General features: G+C 73.8%; 18 protein-coding genes. 8 read left to right on the top strand and 10 right to left on the bottom strand.

All coding sequences use genetic code 11. The features are described 5' to 3' along the window. Positions 1-26: 26 nt before the first annotated feature. The 6 genes from BM237_RS06470 (at position 27) to pulA (ending at position 12622) form a co-directional block, all read left to right on the top strand. On the top strand, positions 27-1046 hold the full coding sequence (locus BM237_RS06470) for a carbohydrate ABC transporter permease (protein ID WP_093848518.1): 1020 nt from the start codon (positions 27-29) through the stop codon (positions 1044-1046). A gap of 5 nt (positions 1047-1051) precedes the next feature. Beyond that, on the top strand, positions 1052-1978 hold the full coding sequence (locus BM237_RS06465; RefSeq protein ID WP_093848585.1) for a sugar ABC transporter permease: 927 nt from the start codon (positions 1052-1054) through the stop codon (positions 1976-1978). A gap of 57 nt (positions 1979-2035) precedes the next feature. After that, complete coding sequence (locus BM237_RS06460) at positions 2036-3691, top strand: glycoside hydrolase family 13 protein (RefSeq protein WP_093848517.1); 1656 nt, start codon at positions 2036-2038, stop codon at positions 3689-3691. Beyond that, positions 3688-4806: a LacI family DNA-binding transcriptional regulator gene (locus BM237_RS06455; protein WP_093848516.1), complete on the top strand. Its 1119-nt coding sequence runs from the start codon at positions 3688-3690 to the stop codon at positions 4804-4806. Before BM237_RS06460 ends, BM237_RS06455 begins: the two co-directional genes overlap by 4 nt. A gap of 466 nt (positions 4807-5272) precedes the next feature. Continuing rightward, positions 5273-6982: a carbohydrate-binding module family 20 domain-containing protein gene (locus BM237_RS06450; RefSeq protein ID WP_093848515.1), complete on the top strand. Its 1710-nt coding sequence runs from the start codon at positions 5273-5275 to the stop codon at positions 6980-6982. A gap of 240 nt (positions 6983-7222) precedes the next feature. Then, the gene (gene pulA / locus BM237_RS06445; RefSeq protein ID WP_093848514.1) at positions 7223-12622 is read left to right on the top strand and encodes a pullulanase-type alpha-1,6-glucosidase; all 5400 of its coding nucleotides are present in this window, start codon (positions 7223-7225) and stop codon (positions 12620-12622) included. Between the two features lie 126 nt (positions 12623-12748). On the opposite strand, the gene BM237_RS06440 is transcribed toward pulA, so the two are convergent. The 9 genes from BM237_RS06440 to BM237_RS06400 all read right to left on the bottom strand — a co-directional run bounded on the left by BM237_RS06440 (position 12749) and on the right by BM237_RS06400 (position 23893). Then, positions 12749-13606 (bottom strand): DUF4253 domain-containing protein, encoded by an 858-nt coding sequence (locus BM237_RS06440; RefSeq protein ID WP_093848513.1) that lies wholly within the window; start codon positions 13604-13606, stop codon positions 12749-12751. A gap of 10 nt (positions 13607-13616) precedes the next feature. Beyond that, entirely contained in the window at positions 13617-14312 is a 696-nt protein-coding gene (locus BM237_RS06435; protein WP_093848512.1) for a TetR/AcrR family transcriptional regulator, read from the bottom strand. A gap of 126 nt (positions 14313-14438) precedes the next feature. Next, the gene (locus tag BM237_RS06430) at positions 14439-17624 is read right to left on the bottom strand and encodes an alpha-N-acetylglucosaminidase (protein ID WP_093848511.1); all 3186 of its coding nucleotides are present in this window, start codon (positions 17622-17624) and stop codon (positions 14439-14441) included. 226 nt (positions 17625-17850) lie between these two features. Further along, entirely contained in the window at positions 17851-18828 is a 978-nt protein-coding gene (locus BM237_RS06425; RefSeq protein WP_245793435.1) for a phosphatidylinositol-specific phospholipase C domain-containing protein, read from the bottom strand. 231 nt (positions 18829-19059) lie between these two features. Continuing rightward, on the bottom strand, positions 19060-20205 hold the full coding sequence (locus BM237_RS06420) for an alkaline phosphatase PhoX (RefSeq protein WP_093848509.1): 1146 nt from the start codon (positions 20203-20205) through the stop codon (positions 19060-19062). 188 nt (positions 20206-20393) lie between these two features. Continuing rightward, a complete protein-coding gene (locus tag BM237_RS06415) occupies positions 20394-20846 on the bottom strand; it encodes a subtilase-type protease inhibitor (protein ID WP_139238064.1) in 453 nt (150 codons plus the stop codon). 337 nt (positions 20847-21183) lie between these two features. Then, positions 21184-22827 carry a phytoene desaturase family protein gene (locus tag BM237_RS06410; RefSeq protein ID WP_093848507.1) on the bottom strand — a complete coding sequence of 548 codons (1644 nt, stop codon included), beginning with the start codon at positions 22825-22827 and terminating at the stop codon, positions 21184-21186. A 71-nt stretch (positions 22828-22898) separates the two neighbouring features. Further along, positions 22899-23429, bottom strand: coding sequence for a hypothetical protein (locus BM237_RS06405; RefSeq protein WP_093848506.1), 531 nt, complete (start codon positions 23427-23429; stop codon positions 22899-22901). Further along, positions 23426-23893, bottom strand: a complete 468-nt coding sequence (locus BM237_RS06400; RefSeq protein ID WP_093848505.1) for an SRPBCC family protein — start codon at positions 23891-23893, stop codon at positions 23426-23428. The genes BM237_RS06405 and BM237_RS06400 overlap by 4 nt, the downstream gene beginning before the upstream one ends. Before the next feature lie 234 nt (positions 23894-24127). On the opposite strand from BM237_RS06400, the gene BM237_RS06395 reads away from it, so the two are divergent. Next, on the top strand, positions 24128-25048 hold the full coding sequence (locus BM237_RS06395) for a Gfo/Idh/MocA family protein (RefSeq protein ID WP_093848504.1): 921 nt from the start codon (positions 24128-24130) through the stop codon (positions 25046-25048). Positions 25049-25079: 31 nt separating this feature from the next. Then, positions 25080-25472, top strand: a complete 393-nt coding sequence (locus BM237_RS06390) for a hypothetical protein (protein WP_139238063.1) — start codon at positions 25080-25082, stop codon at positions 25470-25472. Between the two features lie 7 nt (positions 25473-25479). Here the strand turns inward: BM237_RS06390 and BM237_RS06385 are convergent, their stop codons facing one another. Next, the gene (locus tag BM237_RS06385) at positions 25480-26031 is read right to left on the bottom strand and encodes a hypothetical protein (protein ID WP_139238062.1); all 552 of its coding nucleotides are present in this window, start codon (positions 26029-26031) and stop codon (positions 25480-25482) included. Positions 26032-26035 lie beyond the last annotated feature (4 nt).

Genomic DNA, 26035 nt, shown 5'->3' with positions numbered 1-26035 from the left:
GCTCAGGGAGAGGCTGACCGACGACCATGGCTGTCGAGACCGGCCAGTCGGTGGCACCGGCCGCGGGCGAAGACGCCCGCGGCCGCGGCCGCGGAACTGGCGAGAAGTCCAGCAAGGTCCCCGGACCGCTGCGCCGCGCGCTGGCGACGCACTGGTACGCGTGGGCCATGGTGGCCCCCGTGGTGATCGTCATCGGGGTGATCATCGGCTATCCGCTGTTCCGGGGCATCTGGCTGTCCCTGACGGACGCGGACGAGGCCAACGTCGCCCGCACCATCGGCGTCAACGAGATCGAGGCCACCTACGAGTTCGTCGGTCTCGAGAACTACCTGGCCATCCTCACCGACAACGTCTTCTGGGACCGGCTCGGCTGGACGGTGCTGTGGACGGTCGGCTGCGTCTCCGTGACCTTCCTGCTGGGCCTGGTGCTGGCCACCATGCTCAACCGGAAGCTGCGCGGCAGGGCGATGTACCGCATCGCGATCATCCTGCCCTGGGGCATCCCCGCCTTCGTCTCCGTCTTCGCCTGGCAGATGCTGTTCAACGGGAAGAACGGCATCCTCAACCGGATCCTGGAGGGCGGGGGCATGGAGGGCGTCCCCTGGCTGGGCGACCCCACCTGGGCGAAGATCTCCGTCATCGCGGTGAACGTCTGGCTGGGCGTGCCGTTCATGCTCGTCGCCCTGCTGGGCGCCCTCCAGGCCATCCCCTCGGAACTGCTGGAGGCCGCCGAGGTGGACGGCGCGAACGCCTGGCAGCGCTTTCGCAACGTCACCCTGCCGGGCATCCGCTCGGTCAGTAGCACGGTGGTCCTGCTGAGCACCATCTGGACGTTCAACATGTTCCCGGTGATCTACCTGCTCACCCGCGGCGGGCCGGGCGACTCCACCGAGATCCTGGTGACCTACGCCTACCGGCTGTCCTTCCTCAACAGCCCGCGCGACTTCGCCACCTCCGCGGCCTGGGGCGTGCTGATCCTGCTGCTCCTGATGCTCTTCGCGGTGTTCTACCGCCGTTCGCTCCGCAAGCAGGGAGAGGTGTGGTGACGACGATGGACACCACGGAAACCACCACCGCGACCACGACCCCCGACCCCGCCACCACAGCGCCCGTGCCGGCGGCCGGCGGCGGGCGGCCCCGGCGGGCGCGCGGGCGCGGCGAGCGCGGGCCGCTGGCCTCCGTCGCCCTGCACGCGGGCCTGCTGACCGCGGCCGTGGCCGCGGTCTTCCCGCCCTTCTGGCTGCTGGTGACGTCCTTCAAGCCCAAGACGGAGACCTTCACCACCTCGCTGGTGCAGAACTTCACGCTGGAGAACTACACCCACGTCCTGGGCGATACCTACTTTCTGACCTGGTTCTGGAACTCGGTGGTGGTCGTGGTGGCGACCACGCTGCTCGGCGTGTTCATCTCCGCCACCACCGGCTACGCCGTCAGCCGCTTCCGCTTCCCCGGGATGCGCCCGCTGATGTGGACCCTGCTGATCACGCAGATGTTCCCGATGGCGATCCTGATCGTGCCGCTGTACAACCTGATGGCGCAGCTCGGCCTGCTCAACCAGCCCGTCGGGCTGATCATCACCTATCTCACCATCGCGGTGCCGTTCTGCGCCTGGATGATGAAGGGCTTCTTCGACACCATCCCCGTCTCCATCGACGAGTCGGGGCGTGTGGACGGCCTCAACCCCTTCGGCACCTTCTGGCGGCTGATCCTGCCGCTGGCCAAGCCGGGGCTGGCCGTCACCGGTTTCTACAGCTTCGTGACGGCCTGGGCCGAGGTCGCCTACGCGTCGGCCTTCATGACCGGCGAGGAGAACCTCACCCTCGCCGGCGGCCTACAGACCTTCGTCAACCAGTACGTGGGCGACTGGGGATCGATGACCGCCGCCGCGGTGATCATCGCCGTCCCGGCCGCGATCGTCTTCGGCATCGCACAGCGCCACCTCGTCGCCGGCCTGACCTCCGGCGCCGTCAAGTCCTGACCCGCCGCCCACCCGCCCGGCACCTCGCGTCCCCCCACTCACGACACCAGGGATGACATGACCCAGCACTCATCAGCCCCCGCCACCGGCACGGCCCCGGCCGTCCGCACGGACGCCTCGGGAGCGCCGGCCGGCTGGTGGCGCGACGCGGTGATCTACCAGGTCTACCCCCGCTCCTTCGCCGACGGGAACGGCGACGGCATGGGGGATCTGGCGGGCGTCCGCGCGCGGCTGCCCTACCTGGCCGACCTGGGCGTCGACGCCGTCTGGCTCAGCCCCTTCTACGCCTCCCCGCAGGCCGACGCCGGCTACGACGTCGCCGACTACCGCGCCATCGACCCGATGTTCGGCGATCTGCACGACGCCGACGCGCTGATCCGCGACGCCCACGAGCTGGGGCTGCGGATCATCGTGGACTTGGTGCCCAACCACTCCTCCGACCAGCACGAGTGGTTCCAGCGCGCCCTGCGCGAGGGCCCCGGCTCGCCGCTGCGCGACCGCTACCACTTCCGCCCCGGACGCGGCCCGAAGGGCGAGGAGCCCCCCAACGACTGGGAGTCCATCTTCGGCGGCCCGGCCTGGACCCGCACGAAGAACCCCGACGGCACCCCGGGGGAGTGGTACCTGCACCTGTTCGCCCCCGAGCAGCCCGACTTCAACTGGGAGAACGAGGCCGTGCGGGACGAGTTCCGCTCGGTGCTGCGCTTCTGGCTGGACATGGGCGTGGACGGCTTCCGCATCGATGTCGCCCACGGACTGGTCAAGGCCGCGGGGCTGCCCGACATGGGCCGGGCCGGCCAGCTGAAGCTGCTGGGCAACCAGGTGCTGCCCTTCTTCGACCAGGACGGCGTCCACGAGATCTACCGCTCCTGGCGGCGCATCCTCGACGAGTACCCCGGCGAGCGCATCGGCGTCGCCGAGGCCTGGACGCCCAGCCCCGAGCGCACCGCGCTCTACCTGCGCGCCGACGAGCTGCACCAGGCGTTCAACTTCCACTACCTGAACACCGCGTGGAACGCCGAGGCGCTGCGGGAGGTCATCGACCAGTCGCTGGACTCCATGCGCCCGGTCGGCGCCCCCACCACCTGGGTGCTGTCCAACCACGACGTGGTGCGCCACCGCACCCGGCTCGGCGGCGGCCTGGCCCGCGCCCGCGCGGCCTCGCTGCTGATGCTGGCGCTGCCCGGCTCGGCCTACGTCTACCAGGGCGAGGAGCTGGGCCTGCCGGAGGTCGCCGACCTGCCCGACGAGGTGCGCCAGGACCCGTCCTTCTTCAAGGACAACGGCCAGGACGGCCTGCGCGACGGCTGCCGCGTGCCCATCCCGTGGACGCGGGCCGGTTCCAGCCACGGCTTCGGCTCCGGCGGAAGCTGGCTGCCCCAGCCCGGGCAGTGGGCCGAGCTGTCGGTCGAGGAGCAGACCGGCGACCCCACCTCCACGCTGGAGCTGTACCGCAGCGCGCTGGCGGTGCGCCGCGAGCACCCGGCGCTGGGCGCGGGCGAGAGCGTGGAGTGGCTGGAGGACTTCCCCGCCGGCGTGCTGGCCTTCCGCCGCCGGGCGGCCGACGGCTCCGGCCGCGACCTGATCTGCACGGCCAACACCACCGACCGGCCCGTGGAGCTGTCCGCGGCGCCCGGCCGGGCGCTGCTGGCCAGCGGAGAGTACGAAGGCGGGGCGATCCCGGCCGACACCACCGTCTGGTGGGAGGTATGAGCGAGACCGGTACGGCGCCCGCGCCGGTCCCCCAGCAAGGGGGTCCGGCCGCGGGCGCCGTCCCCGGCAGCGTCCCCGGCGGTACCTCCGGGACTGCCCGTCTGGCCGACATCGCGGCCCAGGCCTCGGTCAGCGAGGCCACGGTCAGCCGTGTGCTCAACGGCAAGGCGGGCGTGGCGGCCGGCACCCGGCAGAAGGTGCTGGCGGCCCTGGACGTGCTGGGGTACGAGCGGCCGGTGCGGCTGCGGCAGCGCAGCGCCGGACTGATCGGGCTGGTCATCCCGGAGCTGACCAACCCGATCTTCCCGGCGTTCGCCCAGGTCATCGAGCAGGTCCTGGCCGGGCACGGCTACACCCCGGTGCTGTGCACCCAGATGCCCGGCGGCGCCACCGAGGACGAGCTGGTCGACCAGCTCGTCGAGCGGGGCGTCAACGGCATCGTCTTCCTCTCCGGGTTGCACGCCGACACCACCGCGGACCCGGGCCGCTATGTGCGGCTGTCCGGGCGGGGGGTGCCGTTCGTGCTCATCAACGGATTCAACGAGCACGTCAGCGCCCCCTTCGTGTCGCCCGACGACCGGGCGGCGGCCCGGATGGCGGTACGTCATCTGGTGGACCTGGGCCACGATCCGCTGCGGATCGGCCTGGCGGTCGGCCCCGTCCGGTACGTCCCCGTACGGCGGAAGGCGGAGGGTTTCACGGCGGCGCTGATCGAGCAGGGCGTGCCCGCGGCGCGGGTGCGCGAGCAGGTCCAGCACACGCTGTTCACCCTGGAGGGCGGCCACGCCGCGGCGGGCGCGCTGATCAGCGCCGGCTGCACGGGGGTGGTCTGCGGCAGCGACCTGATGGCGCTGGGCGTGGTGCGGGCGGCCCGGCAGCGCGGGCTGGAGGTCCCGCGCGAGCTGTCGGTGGTCGGCTTCGACGACTCCGAGCTGATCGCCTTCACCGACCCGCCGCTGACCACCGTGCGCCAGCCGGTCAAGGCCATGGCGAGCGCGGCGGTGAACGCCCTGCTGGAGGAGATCGGGGGGAACCCCGTCCAGCACTCGGAGTTCGTCTTCCAGCCCGAGCTGGTGGTGAGGGGCTCGACGGCTCCGCCGCCGCAGCAGACATAGGGGCGGGCGCAGAACCCGACACGTACCGCCGGGCGCCGGCGGGCACCCGGCGGTGTGTGACCTGACAGCCCGCCGCCGGGTGCCCGCCGGCGCCCGGCGGTGTGTCCGATGGTGTGCCCGGCGGAACACCGTGGGCGGCGGGTTGGTACGCGGGCACCCCGGCCCGGCCGGCCGGGCGCGTGGGGGCCATGTGCCTGGTCCCCCGGCCGACCGGACCGGGAGTGTGGTCGAACGTAGCACTGTGCAATCCCTTGCGAAAGAGATTGCACGGAGACGACGGCTGTGTTTCCCGGAGATGTCCAAAGCCTTGACGCCCCTCCGGGGTCCGTCTACGGTCTCCTGCGCGAAGACTTTCAGGCTCTTTCAGTCTTCTTGCAGCAAGAGAATTCACTGCTCCACCGCCTCACGGGCGCGGCGCGTTGCCCCCGGGCAGGTACTCGCATCTGCTTCCCCCACAGGAGGAAACGTGGCCAGGAGATCAGCGGCCGCCACGCTCGCGCTTGTCGCGGGCATGGCAGGCTCCCTCATCGCCGTTCCCGGACCGGCGCAGGCGGCGCCGCCCGGGACCAAGGACGTCACCGCCGTGATGTTCCAGTGGCGCTTCGACTCGATCGCCAGGGCCTGCACCGACACCCTCGGCCCGGCCGGCTACGGATACGTCCAGACCTCGCCGCCCCAGGAGCACATCCAGGGCAGCCAGTGGTGGACGTCCTACCAGCCCGTCAGCTACAGGATCGCCGGCAGGCTCGGCGACCGCGCGTCCTTCAAGAACATGATCGACACCTGCCACGCGGCCGGTGTGAAGGTCGTCGCCGACGCGGTCATCAACCACATGTCCGCCCACGCGAGCGGCACCGGAACCGGCGGCACATCGTTCGCCAAGTACGACTACCCCGGTATCTACAGCGGCCGGGACATGGACGACTGCCGGTCGGAGGTGAACAACTACCGGGACCGGGGCAACGTCCAGAACTGTGAACTGGTGGGCCTGGCCGACCTCGACACCGGCGAGGACTACGTCCGGGGCCGCATCGCCGCCTACCTGAACGACCTGCTCTCCCTGGGCGTGGACGGTTTCCGCGTCGACGCCGCCAAGCACATGCCCGCCACCGACCTGGCCGCCATCAAGTCCCGGCTGTCCGACCCGAACGTCTACTGGAAGCACGAGGCCATCCACGGCGCCGGCGAGGCGGTCTCGCCCACCGAGTACCTCGGCAGCGGGGACGTCCAGGAGTTCCGCTACGGCCGCGAGCTCAAGCGGGTGTTCAACAGCGACAAGCTCGCCCACCTGAAGAACTTCGGCGAGGGCTGGGGCTTCATGGAGTCCGGCAAGTCCGGGGTCTTCGTGGAGAACCACGACACCGAGCGCGTCGGCGACACCCTCAACTACAAGGACGGCGCCAACTACACCCTGGCCAACGTCTTCATGCTGGCCTGGCCCTACGGCTCCCCGGACGTCCACTCCGGCTACGAGTGGTCGGACAAGGACGCCGGTCCGCCGAGCGGCGGCAACGTGACCGCCTGCTACAGCGGAGGATGGAAGTGCCAGCACGCCTGGCGCGAGATCTCCTCCATGGTCGCCTTCCGCAACGTCTCGCGCGGACAGGCCGTCACCAACTGGTGGGACAACGGCAACGACGCCATCGCCTTCGGCCGCGGCTCCAAGGCGTACGTCGCCATCAACCACGAGGGCTCCTCGCTCTCGCGCACGTTCCAGACCTCCCTGCCGTCGGGTGACTACTGCGACGTCCAGAGCGGCAGGAAGGTGACCGTCGACGGCTCGGGCCGGTTCACCGCCACCCTCGGCGCCAACACCGCCCTGGCCCTGCACACCGGCGCCCGCACCTGCTCCGGCGGCGGCTCCGGCGATGGCGGGGACACCGCCGACGGCGCCTCGTTCAACGTCAGCGCCACCACCACGATGGGCCAGAACATCCACGTCGTCGGCAACCGTGCCGAGCTGGGCGACTGGAACGCCGCCAGTGCCCCCAAGCTGGACCCGTCGGGCTACCCGGTGTGGAAGCTGGACGTGGACCTGCCGGCCGGAACGTCCTTCGAGTACAAGTACATACGCAAGGACGCCGGCGGCAACGTCACCTGGGAGAGCGGGGCCAACCGCACCGCCACCGTCCCCGCCGACGGCAGGGTCGTCCTGAACGACACCTGGCGCGGCTGACCCGCGCACGGCGCCGGCCCCCAGCGGACCCGGCGCCGGCTCCCGCGCCGGCCATGAGACGGCCGCCCGGACCCCGGCTCACTTCCCCGCCGCCGGGCCGGGCGGCCCACGGCCCTCCCTCCGGTCCTCCAGCCGGCCGTCCGGACTCCCCCCCACAGGTCATCCCCCGCATACAGCGCGACACCGCGCACCGCGCACCACGCACCACGCACAGATCACCGCACCCGAGGAGAGCGACCCGTGACAGGTCCCCTGGCGCGCAGAGGAGCGGCCGCGAGCATCGCGGCCGCGCTCCTGGCGACGCTCATCACCGCGGCGGCCCCCGCCAAGGCCGCACCGCCGCCGTCCGACGCGAAACTGGCCGCCGAGCCCACCCGGCACGACCTGACGCGGGAGCAGTTCTACTTCGTCCTGCCCGACCGCTTCGCCGACGGAGACCGCTCCAACAACCGCGGCGGGCTGAAGGGCGACCGCCTGACCACCGGCTACGACCCCACCCACAAGGGCTTCTACCAGGGCGGCGACCTCAAGGGCCTGACGGAGAAGCTCGACTACATCAAGGGCCTGGGCACCACCGCCATCTGGATGGCGCCCATCTTCAAGAACAAGCCGGTCCAGGGCGAGGGGGAGAACACCTCCGCCGGCTACCACGGCTACTGGATCACCGACTTCACCCAGGTCGACCCGCACTTCGGCACCAACGACGACCTGCGGAAGCTGATCGACGCCGCCCACGACAAGGGCATGAAGGTCTTCTTCGACGTCATCACCAACCACACCGCCGACGTGGTGAACTACGAGGAGAAGCCCTACTCCTACCTGTCCAAGGGCGCCTTCCCCTACCTCACCGAGGACGGCAGGCCCTTCGACGACGCCGACTACGCCGACCGCGCCGCCGGGAAGAGGTTCCCGAAGACCGACCGCGACTCCTTCCCCCGCACCCCGGTCGTTCCGGCCGCCGAGAAGGACCTGAAGGTCCCCGGCTGGCTCAACGACCCGGAGATGTACCACAACCGGGGCGACTCCACCTTCGCCGGGGAGAGCGCCCTGCACGGCGACTTCTACGGCCTGGACGACCTGTGGACCGAACGTCCCGAGGTCGTCGAGGGCATGAAGAAGATCTACCAGCGGTGGGTGAAGGACTTCCGGATCGACGGCTTCCGTATCGACACGGTCAAGCACGTCAACATGGAGTTCTGGACCCAGTGGGCCACCGCCCTGGACGCCTACGCCGCGAAGAAGGGCCGTGAGGACTTCTTCATGTTCGGCGAGGTCTACTCCTCCGACCCCGCGCAGATGGCCCCCTACGTCACCCGCGGCAAGCTCGACGCCACCCTCGACTTCGGCTTCCAGGAGGCGGCCCGCTCCTACGCCTCCCAGGGCGGTCCGGCGGCCAGGCTGTCGGACCTGTTCGCCCAGGACTACCGCTACACCACCGGCCGCTCCAACGCGTACGAGCAGGTCACCTTCACCGGCAACCACGACATGGGCCGCATCGGCGCCTTCCTGCGCCAGGACAACCCCGGCGCCGGTGACGCCGAACTGCTCAAGCGGGCGAAGCTCGCCAACGAGCTGATGTTCCTCAGCCGCGGCAACCCGGTCGTCTACTACGGCGACGAGCAGGGCTTCACCGGCACCGGCGGCGACCAGGACGCCCGCCAGACCCTCTTCGCCTCCAAGGTGCCCTCCTACCTGGACGAGGAGGACAACGACCGGATCGGCACCGACCGCACCCACGCCGAGGACGCCTACGACACCTCCCACCCGCTGTACCGCTCCATCGCCGCCCTGTCGAAGCTGACCCGCGAGCACCCCGCCCTGCGCGACGGTGTCCAGACCGAGCGGTACGCGCACAGCGGCGACGGCCCCGGGGTGTACGCCTTCACCCGCACCGACGCCGAGCGGCGCACCGAGTACCTCGTCGCCGCCAACAACGGTGAGGAGGCCCGCACCGTCGAGATCCCCACCGGCTCGGCCGGCACCGCGTTCCGGCAGATCCACGGCGGCGACGCCACCGTGCGCACCGGCTCGGACGCGAAGCTCACCGTCACCGTCCCGGCCCTGTCCACCGCGGTGTTCAAGGCGGCCGGGCCGCTGCCCGCCCCCGCCGCCGCGCCCACTGTCGAGCTGGAGGCCCCCGCCGCGGGCGCCACCGGAACCGTCGAGATCACCGCGAACGTCGGGGGAGGAGACGGCGACGGGCTGAACCGCGTCGTCTTCGCCGCCCGGACGGGCAACGGGAAGTGGCACACCCTCGGCACCGCCGACCACGCCCCCTACAAGGTCACCCAGCACATCGGCCGGGACGTGAAGGCCGGAACGCCGCTGCGCTACAAGGCCGTCGTGGTCGACTCCAGGGGCCGCACCGCCTCCGACACCGCCTCCTCCACCGCCGGCCAGGCCCCGCCGCCCGAGAAGCCCTCGGCCGTCGAGCGGGACTGGGCCGTCGTCCACTACCAGCGCACGGACGGCGACTACGACGGCTGGAAGCTGGTCGCCGGCGACCGCACCGCCGACTTCACCGGCCGCGACGCCTACGGCGCCTTCGCCTGGGTCAGGCCGGCCGACGGCGAGGGCAGGGTGTCCTTCACCATCACCAAGGACGGGGAGGCGGACGGACCCGAGCGCACCGTCGACCTGGCCAGGACCGGCGAGGTGTGGGTCGAGCAGGGCGGCGACGAGACGCTGTCCGAGCGCCCCGAGGACGTCTACCCGCCGCAGGACGGGAAGAAGGCCGTACTGCACTACCACCGCACGGACGGCGACTACGACGGCTGGGGCCTGCACACCTGGACCGGCGCCGCCGAGCCCACCGACTGGTCCAAGCCCCTGACGCCGGTCGAGGAGGACGCCTTCGGCGTCACCTTCGAGGTGCCGCTGGCCGAGGGCGCGACCTCGCTGAGCTACATCATCCACAAGGGCGACACCAAGGACGAGAACGCCGACCAGTCACTGGACTTCGCCACCCACGGCCGCGAGGTCTGGAAGCTGTCCGCCACCCCCGGCTACCTGCTGCCCACCACCGGCAGCGCGCCCGACCTGGACCTGGGCGGGGCCGAGGCCCAGTGGATCGACCGGGACACCGTCGCCTGGAAGGTCAAGGCCACCGACGCCACCAGCCAGCAGCTCGCCTACGACACCCGCGGCACCATCGCGGTCGAGGACGGCGCACTGAACCACGAGGGCCGCTGGCTGCGGCTGAACCCCGTGCCCGGCGGGCTGAGCGACGCGCAGAAGGAGAAGTACCCGCACCTGAAGGACTACCCGGCCTTCCGTATCGACCCCCGCGACCGCGACCGGGTGCGCACCGCCCTGCGCGGCCAGATCGTCGCCACCCAGCGCAACACCGAGAGCGCGCTGCTGGCGGCGACCGGCGTGCAGATCCCCGGTGTGCTGGACGACCTCTACGGCGCCAGGGCGGCCGGGGCCGACCTCGGCCCGGTCTTCGACCGCAAGGGACGCCCCACCCTGTCGGTGTGGGCGCCCACCGCGCAGCGGGTCTCCCTCGAACTCGACGGCCGCACCGTGCGGATGCGCCGCGACGACGCCACCGGCGTGTGGAGCGTGCGCGGCAACCGGAGCTGGACGGGCAAGCCGTACCGCTACCACGTGACGGTCTGGGCGCCCTCGGTGGGCAAGGTGGTCACCAACAAGGTCACCGACCCCTACTCCACCGCCCTGACCACCGACTCGGAGAAGAGCCTGGTGGTCGACCTGGCCGACCCGAAGCTGGCCCCCAGGGGCTGGAAGAAGCTGGACAAGCCGGCCCCGACGCCGCTGCGCGACGCGCAGATCCAGGAGCTGCACATCCGCGACTTCTCCGTCGCCGACCCCACGGTGAGCGAGAAGCACCGCGGCGGCTACCTGGCCTTCACCGAGGCTTCCGCCGACGGCATGAAGCACCTCGGGAAGCTGGCGGACGCGGGCACCTCCCACGTCCACCTGCTGCCCTCGTACGACATCGCCTCCATTCCCGAGCGCGCCGCCGAGAGGGCCGAACCCGCCTGCGACCTGGCGGCCCTGCCCGCCGACTCCGGCGAGCAGCAGGAGTGCGTCGGGAAGATCCGCGACAAGGACGCCTACAACTGGGGCTACGACCCGCTGCACTACACCGTGCCCGAGGGCTCGTACGCCACCGACGCCGACGGCACCACCCGCACCGTCGAGTACCGCGAGATGGTCAAGAGCCTCAACGAGGCCGGACTGCGGGTCGTGCTGGACGTGGTCTACAACCACACCATGGCCGCCGGGCAGGACGAGCAGTCCGTCCTGGACCGCATCGTGCCCGGCTACTACCACCGCCTGCTGGCCGACGGCACGGTGGCCACCTCCACCTGCTGCGCCAACACCGCGCCCGAGCACACCATGATGGGCAAGCTCACGGTCGACTCCATCGTCACCTGGGCCAGGCAGTACAAGGTGGACGGCTTCCGCTTCGACCTGATGGGCCACCACCCCAAGGCCAACATCCTGGCCGTCCGCGAGGCGCTGGACGCGCTCACGCCCGAGAAGGACGGCGTCGACGGCAGAAGCATCATCCTCTACGGCGAGGGCTGGAACTTCGGCGAGGTCGCCGACGACGCCCGCTTCGTCCAGGCCACGCAGAAGAACATGGCCGGCACCGGCATCGCCACCTTCTCCGACCGGGCCCGCGACGCGGTGCGCGGCGGCGGCCCCTTCGACGCCGACCCCGGTGTCCAGGGCTTCGCCAGCGGCCTGTACACCGACCCCAACTCCTCGGACGCCAACGGCAGCCGGGCCGAGCAGAGGCAGCGGCTGCTGCACTACCAGGACCTGATCAAGGTCGGGCTGTCCGGCAACCTCGCCGACTACACCTTCACCGACACCTCCGGCAGGCGGGTCACCGGCTCGCAGGTCGACTACAACGGCTCACCGGCCGGATACGCCGGCGCCCCCGGCGAGGCGCTCGCCTACGCCGACGCCCACGACAACGAGACCCTCTACGACGCCCTGGCGTTCAAGCTGCCCGAGGACACTCCGGCCGCCGACCGGGCCCGTATGCAGGTGATCGCCATGGCCACCGCCGCCCTCTCCCAGGGACCGGCCCTCAGCCAGGCGGGCAGCGACCTGCTGCGCTCGAAGTCGCTGGACCGCAACTCCTACGACTCCGGCGACTGGTACAACGCCGTCCACTGGAACTGCGAGGCCGGCAACGGCTTCGGCCGCGGACTGCCGCCGGCCTGGGACAACGAGGACAAGTGGCCGTACGCGAAGCCGCTGCTGACCCTGGCCGAGCTCTCCCCGTCCTGCGGGCAGATCCAGGGCGCCTCCGCCGCCTACCGCGATCTGCTGGAGATCCGCTCCACGGAAGAGGTCTTCAGCCAGTCCACGGCGGCCGGGGTCCAGCGGGCGCTGTCCTTCCCGCTGTCGGGGAAGGAGGAGACCCCGGGCGTGATCACCATGCGACTGGCGGACGGCGACCGCGATCTGGTGGTCGTCCTCAACGCCACCCCCGAGCGGCGGACGCAGACCGTCTCCTCGCTCGCCGGCGCCTCCTACGCACTGCACCCGGTACAGGCGAAGGGATCCGACACGGTGGTCCGCGGCGCAGCCTTCGAGAGCGGCAAGGGCGCCTTCACGGTGCCGCCGCGCACGGTGGCGGTGTTCGCCGCACGGTGAACCGCGCGGTGACCCGCGCGGGGCGGTAGACGAAGAACACCTGGGGGCGGGGCCGTCGGCGGACGGCCCCGCCCCCAGGCGCGTCCTACCCGCGATCCCCCACCCGCCGGCCGTCCCGGCCGGTGCTCAGTCCCACCAGAACGACCACAGACTCCGGCCGGTCAGCCATCTGTCCGCGTAGCGCGAGATCGATCCGGCGCCCTGCCGCACCACCGAGGGGCAGAACGCGTAGTGCTCGGCCGCCACCGGCAGGGCCTGGGCCCTGGTGCGGGGCGGGTCCGGCACCGACAGGTGCAGCACGTCCGGCTCCAGCGCCACCACCCGGGTGCCGAAACGCTCCTCCCAGGAGCGCAGCACCGCGCCGTACCCCTCGAAGTCCTCGCCGGACGCCAGGGTGCCCGACCAGCCGATGGCGGCGGGTATGTCCGCGCTCCGTGCCGCCGGGACCAGCGCCGCCCGCGGGCGGCGCAGGGTGCCGCGCGTCACCAGCGCGCGGGCCGCCCCGGCCGCCGCGGCGTCCGGGTCGCCGCCCGCACGCGAGGGGGGCGCGAGCTCGGGCGGGCGTGTACCGTACGGCCGCAGCGCCGGTATCCCCCCGGCCCTGCGGCCGCCCGGCTCCCGCGCGGCGTGCCGCCGCCACCAGGCGGCCAGCACACCGGCGGCGCCCGTCCCGGTGCCGGTCCCGCCGCGACCGCCTCCACGACCGTCCCCGCCCCGCGGCGGGGGAAGCAGATCGTCCTCCACCGCGGTCCCGCGGACGTGCGTGCCCAGCAGCACGGGCCACAGCCCGGTGGCGTCCCGCACCGGGAGCAGCCGCTCCCAGCCGTCCGGCCCGGCGGGCGCGTCGGCGCGCCACAGCAGCGGCTCGGGCAGTCTGCCGAGCACCGTCCGGTCGACCAGCGTGCCCGGCGGCAGCGCCGCCGATGCCGCGAGCGAGCGCAGGTTCGGTGCCTTGGTGCTCGGTCCACGGGTCACATGAGTCACGGCCTCGAAACTACCCGTCGCCGGCCCTCCCGGGAACGAGTGTCAGCAGCCTGGTCACCAGTTCCGCGAACGGGCCGTCGGGGGGTTCCTGATCCACGACGCGGCGGAGCACTCCGGCCGTCTCCTCGTCGAACGCGGCCGTCACCGCGGCCAGCGCCAGCAGATCGTGGACGAGCTGCCGCTCCAGTTCCCGGCGCGGTATCGAGCGGTCGGCCAGCCAGCTGAGCGCCGTGGTCTCGGCGACACCGACCCAGGTGCGGATCACCAGGGCCATGCGGGGCCCGGGGTCGGTGAGTTCCAGGTGGGCCAGGAGCTGCTCGTACGCGACCTGCCGCACCTCCTCGACCACGGCCTCGCTGCGCACCGAACCGCCGCGCAGCAGCGCCGAGAAGCCCGGCGCGTGCTCCTCGGCGAAGTCGAAGTAACGCCCCATCACCAGCAGCAGCCGCAGACTGAACGGGCCCTCGTGCGGTACGTGGAAACGGGCGGACAGCTCGTCGGCCGCCCGCCGTACCGCCGCCTCGTAGAGGCTGTACTTGCCCGGGAAGTAGTGGTAGACCAGCGGCCTCGATATCCCCGCCGCGGTGGCGATGTCGTCGATGGAGACGTCCTCGGGCGGACGGTCGCTGAATAACCTCAGTGCGACGTCGATCAGTTGCTGCCGACGCTCCTCGACACCCATCCTGCGGCGTACCCCGGTGGTCATGGGAACACCCTAGCGAGCGCCGCGCGCCACCGGCCGCTCCGTCCGCCTGCGGAGACGGGCGGGAGGCGGCCGGGAGGCGGCCGGAGGAGGGCCGGCGGGTCCGGCACCCCCGCCGGCCGCCCTGCGTCAGGCCGTGCGCCACCCGGAGAACTCCACCGTGCCGGCCGTGCCGCCCGCCGCGGTCATGCCCGGGCCGACGTCCTGCCGTCCGGCCGCGCCCGGCACCCGCACCGTCGCCACCGTCCGCCAGCTCGCGCCGCCGTCGTCGGACAGCTCGCCGGTGTACCCGTCCCCCGCGCGCCGCAGCCGCAGCAGCACCGGGGCCCTCACCCCGGTGATCCGCCGGTAGGAGTCCAGCGTGCCGTCGCCGTCGGAGTCGTAGGACAGCACCACCCCGTTGGCCGGGGTCACCGACAGGTTGACGAAGCCCGGCGATCCGGCCCGCGACAGGTCGTTGCGGACGAAGATCCCGGCCCTCGCCCACGGCCCGGTCCCCGCCTGGGAGTCGACCCGCAGCGTCACCGAGCCCCGCTCGCCGAGCCCGCCCGGCCGGTACACGGCGCCGAACTCCGCGGTGCCCTTCCACAGGTCGGCGCCCCCGCCGTGCACGGCGTACCGCTCGCCGATCCGGCCGAAGACCGCGTCGTTGGTGGAGACCGTGCGCAGCCCCGACGGCAGCGGCCCGGCCAGGAACAGCGAGCCGCCCAGCTCCGCGCGCACCCGGCGCCCGCCCTCGGGCCCGTACCGCGCCGTCAGGCCGTACGACAGCTCCCGCAGCGGCGCGGTCAGCGGCCGGCCTGGGGCGGTGACCCGCCAGCGGACCCGGGTCCGGCCGCCGGGCGGCACGCGGTCCGCGGTGGTGGGATCCAGCGGCACCGCCCGCAGACCGGTGGAGCCGGTGGACAGGGCGAACTCGACCGGACCCGTGGCCCGCAGCCCGTTGGTGTTGGTGAGGGAGGCGGTCAGCAGCCCGCGCCCGCCCGGCTCCAGCGCCCCCGGCTCCAGTGCGGCCTCCAGCCGCCCCTGGTAGGGCGCGCGGGCGAGGCTGTCGCGCACGCGCTGCGCGGTGGCGTACGGATCGCCCGAGGGCCGCAGCGGGTACTCCCGGCGCTCCCGTGTCCAGGGCTCCTCGACCGCGTACCAGTCGATCTGCGCGGGCGGCCGGCCCGAGGCCAGCGCGGCGTCCAGCTCGTCCAGCAGCCGCCGCCAGCGCGGCAGGTGGAAGTCGCCCGTCAGCCCGTGCCAGTCGCGGTTGGCGTAGTCGTGCAGCTTTCCGGCGTCGGCGGTGGCCCGCTCGCCCCACACCGTGAGCAGGACCCTGGCGGTGCGCTCCAGCTCCGCCGCCTCCCCGGGGGAGGCCGCCATGCGGCGGGCGGCGTCCGTCCACGGGCCCAGCAGGAACATCCGGTGGGTTCCGGCCAGTTCGTCGGTGAGCGTCATCAGCCGCAGCCACAGCGCCGACAGCTCCCGGAAGGCCCCCAGGTCGCCGTCCTCGTAGGCGGTGCGCAGCTGGGGCAGCAGCACCCGGCTGCGGTTGGCCAGGGCCTGCCGGGCCACGTCCACCAGGTCGTGGCGGTAGGCGTCGCCGCCGCGCAGGGCGGGGGCGGTCTCCAGCAGCCCGTCCAGGGCGGCGTCGAAGCGCGCCGGATCGTAGGTCAGCTCGGTGGGGCCGTACTGCCCGGCCCGGGTGGCGGCGAGGTCGGGGCGGGCGGCGAAGAGGCTGTCGTGGGCGAAGCCGTAGAGCCTGGCGTGGTGCCGGTAGGCGGTGTCGTGCAGCGCCCGCCATGCCTCCCGCGCCCGCGGGTCGGCGCCGCCGTAGCGGTACCCGGCGTACCGGGCGAACCAGCCGGGCAGGTCCACCGGGGCGTCGCGCCAGGCCAGTTCGGAGAAGAAGGCGAAGGCGGCCGGGTCGCGGTCGGCGGCCTCCGGCAGGTACGCGGTGCCCGCCAGGGCACTGCCGGGCTTGTCGCGCCAGGCGTGGAAGCGCTCGTTCCACACATGGGTCTTCGCCCCCAGCGTCGTGCGCCCGCCGAAGTTGGGGATCGCGCCGAAGCAGTAGGGGGTCCCGTTCCAGTCGGCCTCGCGGTCGTGGACGGTCTCGGTGCGCTCGGAGATGCCGTCGACGATGAGCATCCGGCTCTTGTCCACCGCGTCCACCAGTTCGCGCCGCGGGTTGTTCTGCCACCCCAGGATCACCCACACCGCCTCCGGGTGGGCCTCGCGCAGCGCCCTCTCCACCCCGCGCGCGGCGTCGGCCACCGGCACGTCCCCCGCGTTCCCGCCCTCGTGCAGCAGGTCCATCTTGAAGTGCGACGCGTCGCCGAACAGCTCCCGCTGGTGCCGGTAGAAGGCGGCGGCGACATCGGCGAACACGGGGGTGCGCGGGTCGAGCCAGTCGGGCCGGGCGAAGCCGTGCCAGGTGCCCTGCGCGACGGTGCGGGCGCCGGGGACGCGCCCGGCGAAGTCCCTGGGCACCGAGCCGTAGTAGCCGGGCAGCACCGGGTGCATGCCCAGCTCCCGCAGCCGGGCGGTGATGCGCCGGCCCAGCTCCACGCGCCGCCCGATCAGCTCCGGGCTCATCGGGCCGCCGTAGCCGCTGAGGTTCTGCAGGTGCCACCAGGGCTGGTGGGAGGGGGCGGGCAGCCATCGGCGGGCCTCGGCGTCGGAGTATCCGAAGTCCTTCAGCAGCCGGTGGTGGACGGCCTCCTGACCGGCGATGACCATCACCTGGTTGCAGCCGTGCAGGGCGAGCACGTCGATCAGCCGCTCCCAGTAGGGCCAGTCGGCGTACGGGTGGGTGTAGCCGTCGTTGGTGTCGTTGAGCGCGAAGCGGTTGGGCAGCGCGGTGGAGCGCTCCAGGGGGCGCTCGGGCGCGGGCAGGGTGGCGGGCAGGTCGAGGTTGCGCCCGGCCCAGGAGATGTGCGCGGAGCAGACCTCCTTGAGGTACCAGTGCACCCCGGTGAGCAGGACGGCCGGGCTGGTGCCGGACACCTCCACCCGCCCGGCCGCGCCCGCGACCCGGAACCGCTCGGCGCCGCCCGGTGCGTCCAGCGCGGTCAGCCGGAACTGCGCGGCGTGCTCCGGCAGCAGCCGGCGCAGCGCCGCGGCGGCGGGCCCGGTGGAGAAGGGCGCCGCGGCCGCCGCCGCACTGCCACCGCCCACCACCGGGCCCGGGCCGACCGCGGCGGCGAGGGACGCCGCCACCGTCCCGGCGCCCAGCACCGTGCGCCGGGTGAGCCCTCTGCCGCCCGTGCCCTCCACCGCCCGCGCCGCCTCGGCCGCTTCCGGCCGTCCCTGATCCAGCAGTTCCATGGAACACCTTTCGGAGAAGGGAATCCGCCTTCGCCCGCCCGCGCCGCCGCGGCCCGCCGGAGCCCTCCGGCAGCCTTCCGGGGCCGTACGCCTGGGGCAGCCGTACCAGGCCGCCGCGCGGCGGAAACGGCTTCCCGGCGAGAACGACACGCACGGCGACCGCCTTCCGCCGCCCGGGCGGCGGAAGGCGGTCGCCCGGGGCCGCCCGGGCGGCGGCCAATCCCCGTCAGCCGCGCGGCAGTACGGTGGACAGCACGGACGGCAGCCGGGTCCAGTCGGAGGTGACCACGCTCGCCCGTTCGGCCGCCAGCAGCGCCACCCGGTCGCGCGCCTGACCCTCCGTCGGAGCGGTGGCGCTGATGGCCGGGGCCACGGCGTGGGCGTCGGTCATGACCAGCAGATAGCCGTTGCGGGCGTACCAGGCTGTGTCGATGCCGCCGGAGACGTAGGCCGAGGCGTCGCCGTCGAAGACCACGAACCAGGGGCGCAGGGAGGCGTCCGCGTAGCGGGTGCGCGGGTCCCCGGCCGCGGCGCGGTGCACGGCGGGGAAGGCGGTGGCCTCGCCCAGCCGCCCGGCGGCGGCGAGGCCGCGCAGATGGGCGGCGTACTCGCGGTCGGTCCACAGGGTGTCGAAGGGATTGGACTCCTCGACGGTGCCGGGGATGAGGTGGATCAGGAACTTCCCCGCCAGCGCGTCCCTGGTGGGCCAGCCCCCGCCGCGTACGGCGTCGTCGAGGGTGGCGTGACCGGCGGCGAGGTCGCCGGGCCGGTAGAGCGCGTCGCCCAGCTCCCGGGACACCAGGGCGTCGAACTGCGCGGGCCCGCGGCCGTGGTCTCCGGCGAAGCCGTCCTTCATCTCGATCTTGATCAGCACCGGCCGGTGCCCGGGGTTGGCGTCGTGCCAGGCCCGCATGTCGGCCAGGCAGCCGGCCAGGCTCTGGTTGCGGGATCTGGAGCGCAGCTCGGCGGGGGAGGAGGCGTTCTCGCAGTTGTTGTCGTTGACCAGCGGGCCGTCGTGGGCCACGCGCCAGCCGCCCGAGTACTTGGCCCACACGTCCAGTTCCAGCAGCGAGGCGCCGGAGTCCAGGGCGTCGGCGAAGTAGGTGTACTTGTCCTTCTCGTAGGCGTTGTGCACGCCGACGGAGGTGGTGCCGGAGTACGGCAGCGCGCCGCCTTCCGCCGCCCCGGCCGGCACGGCCGCCATGAGCACAGTACCGATCCCGGCCGCCGTCACTGCCGCCACCGCCGTTGCCGGCCGGTTTCTCCACCGCTGTGCCATCTGCGCCGCCTTCCGTCCGTGGGGGGAGGTCAAATCGCGCTCACAGTAGGGGAGTTGAGCCGACCGGGGGAGGGGGCGCGGATGGCGCGCGGGCGAACGGCGGGCGTACGGCCGTCCCGTGCCCCGGCAGGCCGCCGGGGCACGGGACGGGAGCCGTCAGCGGCGGAAGGGGCCGGAGACCTCGAAGGTGATGCCGCCCAGCCCGGCCGGGTCGCCCAGGGTGCCGCGCTGGGAGGAGAAGTACAGCCGGGAGCCGTCCGGGGAGAAGGCCGGGCCGGTGATCTCGGAGTCGCCGTGGCCGTCGAGCCGGATCACCGGGGCCACCGCGCCCTCGGACGTGATGACGTTGATCTCCATGTTGCCGCCGTCCTCCGCCACGTACAGGTCGCCGCCGGGGGTGCCGGTGATGTTGTCGACCCCGTCCAGCGGGGAGTCCGCGTCGTAGGCCACCGACAGCTCGTTCCGCCCGGCGTCGTAGGCCCACACCCGGTTGTCGCCCTTGGTGGTGAACCAGCAGGTGCCGCCCGCGTAGTGGCAGCCCTCCCCGCCGTCGAAGTGACGGGCGGCGGCCACCTGGTGGCGCGTCTGCTTCCCGAACAGCGGCGCCGACGGGTCGGGCACCTCGCGCCACTCCACACCGCCGCCGGCCGACTCGCACAGCACGTCCAGCCGGCCGCGCGACAGGTCGCCCCAGACCTCGGGGGTGTAGCGGTAGAAGCAGCCGTCCGACTCGTCCTCGGTCAGGTAGACCACCCGCCGGTCCGGGTCGCAGGCCGCCGCCTCGTGCTTGAAGCGGCCCATCGCCTTGTGCACGACCGCCTCGCGCCGCCCGTACGGGTCGGTCTCGAAGACCCGGCCGCGCCAGGTCTCCTCGCACGAAAGCCAGGTCCGCCAGGGGGTCGCCCCGCCCGCGCAGTTGAGGTTGGTGCCCTCCAGGACACGGTAGGCCCGGTCGACCGAGCCGTCGGCGCGGAAGCGGATCGCCGAGGCGCCGCCGACCAGGGGGACCTCGGAGTTGGAGACGTAGATCCAGCCGTCGCCGTCCGGGTAGCAGGCGCCGCCGTCGGGCGCCGGGTGCCACAGGATTCCGCCGACCGGCAGGCTGGAGCGGGCCACGATCCGGCTGCGGAACCCCTCCGGAAGCGCCACCCCGTTGGCGTCCGGCGCCCGCAGCGGTCCGTACGGGCCGGCCGCCGCGGCGGAGGCGCCGGACGCGGTGGCGGCGCCCTGCCAAAGGGCGCCGGAGAAGGCGACGGCCCCCGCGCCGGCGGAGGCGGTCCTCAGGAAGGTGCGTCGCTGCATGCGGACTCCAGGCGTGTGAGGGAACGTTTGAGGAGCGTGTACACGTCACCATCGCGCGCCGTCGTCGCCGGGCGAAGGGAGCCGGGGGAGAAGATCCGGTGAACAGCCGTTCACACGAGCGCGGCCCCCGGGCGCGGTGGTGCGCCCGGGGGCCGGCGGTCGTGGGTCGCGGTCTCGCCGTTTCGGGGTCAGAAGGAGAAGACCGGGCCCGTGGCGCCCTCCATGACGCAGGAGTTGGCGAAGGTGCGCTCGTAGGAGACCGCACGGCCCTCCCAGGTGCCCTTGGCCGTGATCGTGACCGGGTCCCAGATCATCGGGCAGACCCGGTCGGTGTCGGTCTCGACCAGCGCGCCGACCTCGCCGTCCACCGAGCGCAGCGCGGCGCACGCCCGCTCCGGGGCCGGGTGGGTGCCCCCGGGGCCCGGCGGGCAGGTGAGCACGGCGCTCCGCCGCTCGGGGGCCGTCGCCGGACCCTCGCCCCCGGTGACGGTGAGCACCAGGACCGAGGGCCCGGACGGCCTGTCGGCCCCGGCGGGGGCGGCGGAGGCGGTCGGGGCGGCGGTCGCGGTGGCCGCGGAGCCCGCCAGGCAGGCCGCGGTCAGCACGGCGCCCAGTCCCAGGCCCTTGGTGGCGTACCGCATGTCGAACACTCCCTGAATCTCTCGGGAACAGGTTCCGGGCGAACGACTTACCGAAGTTCATACCGGGACACATCGGGGCGATCGAATCCGGTCACCTTCCGCCTCGCCTCGCTCCGGAACGCCGCGTCCGCCCTGTTCGGGAACGCGCCGACGGATCCGGAGAGGGGTCGGCGGGCGCCCGGGAGCCGGGCGGAGGACGGGCGAGGGCATATGACGGCCCGGTGACGTGCGGGTCCTCGTCCAGCCGCCGCGCGCCTCAGCTCCCGACTCGGCCGGAAGACGACGCCCCGGGCGCCCGGGGCGCGCCCGCCGCGCCCGGGGCGTGCTCCGGGAGGCGTCAGCCGAGGCGGCCCCGCGTCCGCATGGCCGCGCGCTGGGCGGCGGCCTGGGCCGGGCCCGTGACGTAGTGGGCCACGGGGCGGGCGGCGGCCAGGGCCGCGCGGGCCGCGTTGGAGCCGCAGGCGCCGTGGACGCCGCCGCCCGGATGGGCGGAGGCGGAGGCCAGGTAGAGACCGCGCACCGGGGTGGCGGGACGGCCCGTACCGGGGACGGGCCGGAAGAGGAGCTGCTGGTGGACGGCCGCGGTGCCGCCGTTCAGCGCCCCGCCGACCAGGCTCTCGTCGCGCGCCTGGAGGTCCGGCGGGGCCATGACGCGGCGCTCCTTGACCAGTTCGCGGAAGCCCGGGGCCCGGCGCTCCACCTCCTCCTCCATCCGGTCGGCCATGGCCTCCCGCTCGCCCGGCCCCCAGCGGCCCGTGATGCCGTCGCCGCCCGCGTCGCCGCGCACCCGCTGGGGCAGGTGGGTGTAGGCCCAGGCCGACTCGGTGCCCCTCGGGGAGCGGGTGGGGTCGGCGGTGGTCATCTGGCCCAGCAGGCAGAACGGCCGGTCCGGCACCACACCGGTGGCCAGCTGGGCGCTGTGGCGGGTGAGATGGTCCATGCCGTCGGCCAGATGGACGGTGCCCGCGCCCGCGGCCCCGGGGGAGGACCAGGGGATGGGCCCCGACAGCGCCCAGTCCACCTTGAACGTCGAGGTGTCCCACTGGAAGCGGCGGATGTCGTCCTGGAGCCGCGGGGGCAGGTGCTCCCAGTCGACCAGCCCGCCGTACAGCGCCGGGGCGGGGACGTCGGCCAGGACCGCCCGCCGCGCCCGTACGGCGTCCCCGCCGGCGGTCCGCACGCCGAGCGCGCGTCCGCCTTGGACCACCACCCGCACCACCCGGGCGCCGCAGCGCACCGTCCCGCCCCGCGACCGAAGCCGGCCCACCAGGGCCGCGGTCAGGGAGCCGGCGCCGCCGGCGGGCACCGGCCAGCCGTACTGCTGGCCCAGCATCGCCAGCAGCCAGCCGTAGGCCGCGCCTGCGGTGGACTCCGGGAAGAGGTCGGTGTGCAGCGCGCACCCCGCCAGCAGCATCGGCCCGCCCTGGCCGCCGAACTCCTCCTCGCCCAGGCGCCGCACCGGCAGCAGCAGGGTGCGCAGCAGGCGCAGCCCCCCGGCCGCGCGCAGCCGGGCCAGCAGCGACAGCGCGGGGCGTACCGGCGGGAAGGGGTTCAGGAGGGCGTCCAGGAAGTCCGGGCCGAGCCTGTCCCACAGGCGCGTCAGCCGCAGATACGCCTCCCCGTCGCCGGGTGCGAAGGACTCCAGGCTCGCGGCGGTCTCCTCCCGGTCCCGGTGCAGCACGGGGCAGCGCCCGTCGGGCAGGGGATGGGCCAGGACGGACGGCGCGTGGCTCCACCGAAGGCCCCAGCGCTCCAGCTCCAGGGAGCGGATGACGGGCGAGGCGGCGGCCAGCGGGTGGAAGGAGCTGAACAGGTCGCTGACGTAGTCGGGGTGGACGCCGCGGTCGCTGCGCACCGCGCCGCCGGGCTCGGACTGGGACTCCAGGACCAGCACCCGCCAGCCCGCGTCGGACAGCAGGTTCGCGGCCACCAGTCCGTTGGGGCCGGATCCCACCACGACGGCGTCGTACGCCTCGGACATCTGCGGACAGCCTCCTGTGAAACGGCGGGTGTGCGGTGGCGCGGGAGTGCGGGAGCGGGCCGGCGCGGCGGTCAGGACCCGGGCGGGGCGGTGCCGGGGGGTGCGGTGCCGGGAGGCCGGGTGTCGGGGTGTGCGGTGTGGGCGGGATGGCCGTGGGTGCGCCGGGCCTCCTTCATCTCCGCCTCGTACAGATGCTTCAGACCACCCGTCAGCCGGTCGCGCACCCGCTCCTCCAGTCGCGCGAACGGCCTGTAGTAGTGCGAGTCGTAGCCCTCGACGATCTGGAAGGTCCAGTGGCCCGGAATCACGTTGCGGCCCAGCACCTCGGTCTCCAGCAGCTCCGCCTCCTCGGCGTGCCCGGCCCCGCGCAGCAGCTCCACCGCCTCGCCCAGCAGCAGGTCGGAGCGGCCGGTCATCTGGTGGAAGGAGTACAGGTGGCCGCGCGCCCGCTCGGTCGCCTCCAGCGCCTCGGTGACCTTGCCGACGGCCTCGACCGTGGCGTCGTCCACGCCCGGCGGGCGGCGGTGCGCCCGGTCGGGCCGGTCGTCGGGGTCGTCCCCGGGCCTACCGGCGGCACGATCGCCGGTGCGTTTGTCCGTCACGCGTGCCTCCCCGCTTCCCGGTCGGCCCTGCTCCGCCCGGACTCCACCACGTTCCGCAGCCGCGACAGCATCAGCCGGTGCCGCAGCTGGAGCGCCACGTCCATGGGCGCGGTGTGCAGCCGGGCCACCGCGCCGCGCAGGGGATGCTCGTCCATGGCGATCAGCGAGCCCTCGCCCCACGGCTGCACCGAGATGGCGATGCGTGCCGTGCCCAGCCGCCCCGCCGACGCCTCCAGCTCCAGGCGCCCGGGCGGCTCGCAGAGGCGGACGATCGTATGACCGCGCTCGGTCAGCGGCCCCATGCCGATCGTGTAGCGCAGGGTGGTGCCCACCTCGGGCCAGTGGCCCTCCGACTCATGGGTCTCCCGGGTGCCCACGACCCACTTCTGGTACTGCTCGGCGTCGCTGAGGACGCTCCACACCCTCTCGGGCTTCCTGTTCACCCACACATGTCGCACTGCCATGCGGGGCCGGGTACCCGCTTTCGCGCGAAGCACCGCCGGGGCGGGGCGGCCGCCCCCCTTACGGAGGAGCCCGCCCCGCCCGCGTGCCGCCCTCCGCCCGCGTGCCGCCGCCCGCCGGCCGGAGCGGGGTGTCACGCACCGGCGGCCGTCTGGCAGGGTGGGCGGCGCTCCCGCCGGTCTTTACCGGTACAGCGACCGGTACGGCCACCCGCACAGCCAAGGAGACACCGCGACATGAGATTCGGCCTGCTCGGCACCGGCCCCTGGGCACGACTCGCCTACGGCCCCGCACTGCTCGCCCACCCCGACGCCGAGCTGGCGGGGGTGTGGGGCCGCAGGCCACAGGCGGCGGCGGACATCGCCGAACGGTTCGGCGGCCGCCCCTACGACGACGTGGACGCGCTGCTGGAGGACTGCGACGCGGTCGCCGTGGCGCTCCCCCCGGACATACAGGCGCCCCTGGCCGTACGGGCCGCCGAGGCCGGCCGCCATCTGCTGCTGGACAAGCCGGTGGCCACCACCGTCTCCGGCGCCCGCGAGATCGCCCGCGCGGCCGAGGCGGCCAAGGTGGCCTCGGTGGTCTTCTTCACCCTGCGCTTTTGGCCCGAGACGGCGGCATGGCTGGAGGAGCGGAAGCGGACGGGCGGCTGGCAGCTCGGCCGCGCCGACTGGCTCGGCGGCATCCTCGCCGAGGGCGCCGAGCCCAGCCCGTTCGCCGATTCGCCCTGGCGGCGGGAGAAGGGCGGGCTGTGGGACGTCGGCCCGCACGCCCTGTCCATGCTGCTGCCGGTGCTCGGCGACGTGGCCGACCTCGACGGGTCGGTGGCCGCCGTCTCAGGCGCCGGGCAGACCGTCCAGCTCGCCCTGAGCCACGCCTCGGGCGCCTCCAGCACCTGTGCGCTCGGCCTCGCCGTCGCGCCCGCGGCGTCCGTGACCCGGGTGGAACTGCGCGGCACCGCGGGCGCGGCGGAGCTGCCGGAGGGGGAGACGGACGCGGTCGCCGCCCTCGGCCACGCCGTGGACGCCCTGATCGCCTCGGCCCGCACCGGCCGGCCGCACCCGTGCGACATACGGTTCGGGGTGCGGGTGACGGAGATCCTCGCGGCGGCCGAGGCCCGGCTCGACGGGGCTCGGCTCACGCCCGGCCGGGACTGACCCCGTGCGGCCGCCGGCCCCTTTCGCGTCCGTGCTCGACCGGCTCGGCGAGCCGGTGGTCCTCGTCGAGGCCCTCCGCGTCGGTGAGCCCCTCGGCCACACCTCGTGGTCGGAGGCGGTGCCGGGCGAGGAGTTCGGTCTGTGGGACGGGGATGAGGCCGAGGAACTCCTCGGCCTCCTCGCCGCCCTGCCCGCCGGGGAGCGGATGCGCTGCTTCATCCCCCGTTACGGCCTGCGCCTCCACACCGCCGGCGGAGACGCCCGCGACATCGCCTTCTGCTTCCGCTGCCACACCGCCCTGGTCCTCGGACCCGGCGGGGCCCGGGAGTGGCCGGCCTTCGACGGGGAGAGCGCCCCGGCCCGCGAGCTGCTGTGCCGCTTCCGCGCGGCCGGGGCGCAGGCGACCGGGCCCCGGACGGTCTGAGGGCGCGTCACTCCCGGCGCAGGCTCACCCCGCAGCCGGCGCACAGCGTGTACGTCCAGTAGCCGTCGCGCCACAGCTCGGTGCCGGCCGGTCCGGCGCACACCCAGCACACCGGCGGGCCGCCCGGCTCCGGGCGGCCGGGCGGCCGGGCGCACAGCACACGGCGCACCACCACCGGCAGCGGCTCGGCGGGGTGGCGCCGGGGGTCGGGGCAGTAGGCCAGGCTGTGCCACCGGCGCCGCTGTGCCTGCCAGGCCTCGGCGCGGCCGGGCTGCCGCCTGCCCGCGCGCTTCTCGCGCACCCGGCGCCCGGCGTACGCGGCCTCGGCGGCCAGCCACACCTGCCGGGCCGCGTGGAGCTCCTCGACGGCCCGCACCAGCGAATCCGGGTCCCTCTCGGGCCTGCCCGGTATGCCCGCGCTCCCGCGCAGATGGTGATACGTCGCCCGGAAGCCGTACGGAGCGAAGTGCTGCAGGCACGTCCGCAGATCGCTCAGCCGGCGGTGCGCGGGCCGTGCCGCGTCGTGCACACGGGCCCGGTGCGTACCGAAACTGCTCATCCTC

Source organism: Streptomyces mangrovi (genome assembly GCF_900114215.1).
Classification (GTDB): domain Bacteria; phylum Actinomycetota; class Actinomycetes; order Streptomycetales; family Streptomycetaceae; genus Streptomyces; species Streptomyces barkulensis.
This window is presented reverse-complemented; position numbering and strand designations above follow the sequence as displayed.